Genomic DNA, 4,942 nt, shown 5'->3' with positions numbered 1-4,942 from the left:
GCCTTGGCGGGTGCCGCCTTCTTCACTGCCGGTTTCGCCGCAGCTTTCGCTGCCGGCTTCTTGGCCGGTGCTGCTTTTGCCTTGGCCGCCGCGGCCTTCGGCTTGGCAGCGGGTGCTGCTTTCTTCACTGCAGCTGCGACCTTTGCCGTCGCTGCTTTTGCGGGTGCTTTCTTTGCCGGTGCCTTGGACGCCGGCGCTTTGGATGACTGCTTAGCCATGCGATGCCCCTTCCTTTGTGCCGACGGCCGTAATGACCCGGCGCGCTCATGCATATCTGACTCGCGGCTTGCTAGCCAGCGAAGCAATAGACTGATTTTCGCAGCTTAAATTTCGGTTACGATCGGCACATGATCGTGCTGATCGTCGCAGAAATTCACTTCTGATCTTCGACCATTGGCTAGAATGTGTCGCCGACATTCTCCACACTCCGCGGAAGCGCTCCTCTCGTGAAGCTCCGAAGATCAGCGAGCAGCTTTGCGTGTCGATCGTCGGTCGCCGATATCATGACCGCTGCCTCATCGGTGCGATCATCTCGTGCAGGCGGACGATCTATACTGCAATGCGACAGCCGATCGGTGCATCGTCTTGTCAAGCACGAACGCAGATCGGCCTGCTCGTGAATTGACAGATAACTCTACATGGCAGAGTATTCTGTACAGCATGCTGGAGCATTTCAATGTCGATCGCACAGGAGCAAGCGGCGCTGTCGCCGTTCGAGATTGCCAAGACGGTCCGCCACGGCGGCAGCATGGTTGTCGGCGGCCTCCGGCTTGGCTGCGCCGGAGCCAATCGATGAGTGCCGACGAAATCATCCACCAGAGCACTCGGCTCAGGATCATGGCGGCGCTGAGCATGCTGGAAAGGCGGCAAACGCTGGATTTCACCGGGCTGAAAGCCATCGTGGACGTCACCGACGGCAATCTCGGTGCGCATCTCGATACGCTGGCCAGGGCTGGTTATGTCGACATCGAAAAGCTGTTCGTCGGCCGCCGGCCGCAGACGCGCGTCAGGGCGACGACGAGCGGACGGCGCGCGTTCCGCGGCCATGCCGCATTCCTGCGCAAGATCCTCGATCAGGCCGAGGCGGCGGCGCGCAGGAAATAGCGTGATGACTGGGCAATCCGCTCAGCGCGCGGCAACAACGGCAACGCCGGCGCCGATCATCACACCGCCCGCCGCGCGGTTCACCCGGCGTACGATCCTTGGTGTGCGCAACAGGCTGCGGGCGCGACCGGCGAGGACGACATGACCGCCGATCACCACGACCTCGACGGCCACGATCACCATCATCAGCACACCGAGATGACCTGCGTCGAGCGATGCGCCGACGACGCTAGGCAACAGCGCAATGTAGAACAACGGCATTTTCGGATTGCCAAGATTGAGCGCGATGCCGGTGGCAAAAATCATCAACAGCCCTCGCCGTCCTGAGATGGGCTGCAGTTCGGGAATGACGGGCGCCGCCATCCACAGCCTGATGCCCGTCCAGACCAGATAGGCCGCTCCACCATAGCGAAGCACCGTCATGACGATCGCCATCTTGGCGGCGACGATCGACAGGCCGAAGGCGGCGAGGATCAGGAAGATGAGGATGCCGACCACGGTGCCGGCACCGTAGGCGATGCCCGACGCGGCGCCATTGGAGATTGTGCGCGCGACGATCGTCATGTTGTCCGGACCCGGGCTGGCAGCGAACACGAAGAAGGCGGCCGCAAAGGCAAGCGAGGTCGCGAGATCCATGAAAACTCCCGAGGGTAATGCCGCTCTCGGGAGTCCAGACTAGCCGGTTTACCTGTCGGCGCCATCAGGAAAATCGAGAAACTGCGCGATGCGCATTTCCGTCACGGCTGATAGCCGAGGCAGATGGCGCCGAGCGCGACGATGGCGCAGGCGCCGACCCGCCGCGGCGTCAGCACCTCGCCGAGGAACAGACGTCCGATGAAGGCCGCGAAGACGACGCTGGTTTCGCGGATCGCGGTGATCGGACCGGCCGGTCCGAGCGCGAAGGCCGCGACCACGACACCGTAGGCCAGAAGTGCAAACAGGCCGCCGCCCAGCGCCTTCCAGGTTTCCGGCGCACCCAGGTCGACTGTGAGCCGGCCACGGCAGGCGACGAAGGCCGCCGGCAGCAACGCGCCGTAGATCACCAGCACCCATGCGGTATAGGCACCGGCGTTTCCCGCCGCCCGAACGCCGAGCGCATCGACCGTCGCATAGGCGGCGATGATCGCTCCCGTTGCCAGCGCATAGAGTATCGATGTCGTGGCGGCCCTGCCCCTTCCGAGAGAAAGGCCCATGATGCCGCCCGCGACCAGCGCGACACCGATGGTCTGCGGCAGAGTGAGCTGCTGGTTGGCCAGGAAGAACTCGCCGAGCGTGACGAGCAGCGGCACGCTGCCGCGAACGATCGGATAGACCTGTCCCAGCTCGCCATATCTGTAGGCGGCCACCAGAAACAAACTGTAGCCAACCTGCAGGCAGGCCGAGAGCACAATGTAGGACCAGGCCGGCGCGGCCGGAAGGGCGTGGAAGAAGGCTAAGGGGATGGCGAGCGCCGTACTGGAAAAGCTCATGACGGTGACGGTCCACAACCTGTCGGCCCCCGTGCGCAGGAACGCGTTCCAGGTTGCGTGCAGGATCGCCGCAAACAATGCGAGCCCGATGACCAGCGGGCTCATTGGGACTTACGCGAAGCAGCGACGATGCCCATGGCCGCCTTGCGGGCGTCGCGAATGGCGGCGTCGGCCGGCCCCATCTGCGCCAGCAAGGTCGCACCTTCGATCAGCATAAGCAGTGTCGCCGCCACGCTTTCGGCGCGGCCGCGCGGCATCATCTCTTCGAGGATAGACCGCATGCGCCGCTTGAGGCCGTTCTTCTGCCTGACAACGGCCTTGAAAACCGGATGCCCGGGATCGCCGAACTCGGCCAATGCATGTGCGAACAGACAGCCATGGAAATCGGCGCTGCGGAACCAGAGTGCATGCCAGTCAAAAATCCTTCCGATTTTCTGTTCCGGCGGAATGCCCTCCTGGGCGAGCCGGTCGAGCTGGCGGTCGAAACGCATAGCGCGATAGTCGAGCACCTCGACGATCAATTCGTCCTTGCTGGGGAAGTGGCGATACATCGTCATCTTGGCCACATCGGCTTCGGCGATGATCCGGTCGATACCCGTCGCATGGAAGCCGGCGCGCTTGAACAGCACGTAGGCCGTTTCAACGACGTGCTGGCGCTTATCGGAAACGGGCGATGGTGTCATGGCGCATACCGAGTGGTGAGACAGGTCTGTCTCATACATATGCGACGGATCGCGCCAGCTGTCAACGCGGCACGAAAAACGCCTGCAGCCGATCAAGCCACAGGCGCGAAAGAGATTGGAAGGGGAAACCGGGTTTAGCGCAGAATGCGGCAGCGGCCGTTGTAGACCATCCAGCGGTCGAAGCCCGAGACGCAGAATTCGACATTGTCGCCGATCGAGGCAAAGCCCTGGCCTTCCTCGATCAGGTACCAGATGGTGCGATCGCGGCCGTCGGACAGGCTGACGGTGGCCCCGCAATAACGGCGACCGATCGGCCAGGTATCGTCGGCCGCCAGATAGCGATGCTGGTGAATGCGCCGGAAATCGGTGATCTGCACATCCGGCAGATGCGGCACGTGATGCACCTGATAGGAAAAGCGGCTGGTGATCTTGTTCAGTACCCAAGGCTGACCGCAGACCCCGCTGTCTTCATCGGAATAGACCGTAAGATCGGCGGCCTGCACGGTCTGGGTGATACCGAGAGGCGCGGCAAGCGGGGTGCAGAGCGAAATCAGGGCGGCAAGAGCGGATTTGGCGAAGCGAGTCATGGCAGCCTCTCAAGGTCGATTGTGCGCACTGTGCGGATTCGCTCGGCGGCGGTCAAGCGGTTGCGTTGACAATGGTTTCCCAGTTTGAAACTGCTTTTTGACCAAAGCCGAATTTACACGGCACCGGAATGGCTCTGGCACGTTCATGCCCGGATCCAAAAGAGCGCGGGTCCCGGGTCGTCAATGAGCCCGCCTCAAGCCTGCTCGCCGGCCAGCCATTCCAACGACCAGTGCGCCGGCCGCCCCACCGCAAGCAGCCTGTGCAGGGCCGGCAGCAGCGTCCGCAACTCGCCCTCCAGCGTGAACGGCGGATTGACCACCAGCAGACCGCTGCCGTCGAGGCTGGGTTCCGAAGAGGCCGGCCTGATCTCGAATTCGATGTCGAGCAGCTTCGGGATGCCCGATTGCTTCAGCGCCTTGCGGAAAGCGATGATCGCCTTGCGGTCCTTGATCGGATACCAGAGCGCGTAGATGCCGCCTGGCCAGCGCTTGTGCGCCCTTATGAGCCCGTCGACGAGGCGATCGAACTCACCCGCTTCCTCGAATGGCGGATCGATGAGAACAAGGCCGCGCTTCTCCTTCGGCGGCAGATGGGCGCCGAGCGCCAGCCAGCCATCGAGTTCGATGATCCGGGCCTGGAAATCGCCGGCAAAGAACGTCCTCAGCCTCGCGGCATCCTTGGGGTGCAGCTCGATCGCGGTCAGCCTGTCCTGCTTGCGCATGAGATGGCGCGCAATCAACGGCGAGCCCGGGTATTTCTGGATGCCACCCTCAGGGTTGAGCGACCGTATTGTCTCCAGATAAGGCGCGAGCAGTGCTGCCACCGGCGCGGCAAACGGGGCATCGATCAGCCTGCCGATGCCGCCTTGCCACTCACCCGTCTTCTGCGCTTCGGCCGACGACAGATCGTAGCGGCCAATGCCGGCATGGGTGTCGACGACCCGAAACGCCTTGTCCTTCTGCTTCAGATACTCGAGCAAGCGCGTCAGCACGACATGCTTGACGACGTCGGCGAAATTCCCGGCATGGTTGGCGTGGCGGTAGTTCATCGTTTTGTGCCGTTATGCATGTCGTTGTCCCAAAACCGGTTCCCACTTTT

6 protein-coding genes are annotated in these 4,942 nt (G+C 62.7%); 1 reads left to right on the top strand and 5 read right to left on the bottom strand.

Features of this window, described 5'->3' with window-relative positions:
* Positions 1-792: 792 nt before the first annotated feature.
* Entirely contained in the window at positions 793-1,104 is a 312-nt protein-coding gene (locus ENZ74_RS21760) for a transcriptional regulator (protein WP_013532486.1), read from the top strand.
* A 21-nt stretch (positions 1,105-1,125) separates the two neighbouring features.
* On the opposite strand, the gene ENZ74_RS21755 is transcribed toward ENZ74_RS21760, so the two are convergent.
* The 5 genes from ENZ74_RS21755 to ENZ74_RS21735 form a co-directional block, all read right to left on the bottom strand.
* Entirely contained in the window at positions 1,126-1,740 is a 615-nt protein-coding gene (locus ENZ74_RS21755) for a LysE family translocator (RefSeq protein ID WP_013532487.1), read from the bottom strand.
* 101 nt (positions 1,741-1,841) lie between these two features.
* Entirely contained in the window at positions 1,842-2,678 is an 837-nt protein-coding gene (locus ENZ74_RS21750) for a DMT family transporter (protein ID WP_013532488.1), read from the bottom strand.
* Positions 2,675-3,256, bottom strand: coding sequence for a TetR/AcrR family transcriptional regulator (locus ENZ74_RS21745; protein WP_013532489.1), 582 nt, complete (start codon positions 3,254-3,256; stop codon positions 2,675-2,677). Before ENZ74_RS21745 ends, ENZ74_RS21750 begins: the two co-directional genes overlap by 4 nt.
* Positions 3,257-3,390: 134 nt before the next feature.
* A complete protein-coding gene (locus ENZ74_RS21740) occupies positions 3,391-3,843 on the bottom strand; it encodes a hypothetical protein (RefSeq protein WP_013532490.1) in 453 nt (150 codons plus the stop codon).
* A gap of 194 nt (positions 3,844-4,037) precedes the next feature.
* A complete protein-coding gene (locus ENZ74_RS21735; RefSeq protein ID WP_127312985.1) occupies positions 4,038-4,892 on the bottom strand; it encodes a 23S rRNA (adenine(2030)-N(6))-methyltransferase RlmJ in 855 nt (284 codons plus the stop codon).
* Positions 4,893-4,942: the final 50 nt, after the last annotated feature.

It is taken from the genome of Mesorhizobium sp. M7A.F.Ca.CA.002.15.2.1 (assembly GCF_003998715.1).
Taxonomy (GTDB): Bacteria; Pseudomonadota; Alphaproteobacteria; order Rhizobiales; family Rhizobiaceae; genus Mesorhizobium; species Mesorhizobium ciceri.
The sequence above is the reverse complement of the archived record's forward strand: the minus strand, read 5'-3'. Positions and strand labels throughout refer to the sequence as shown.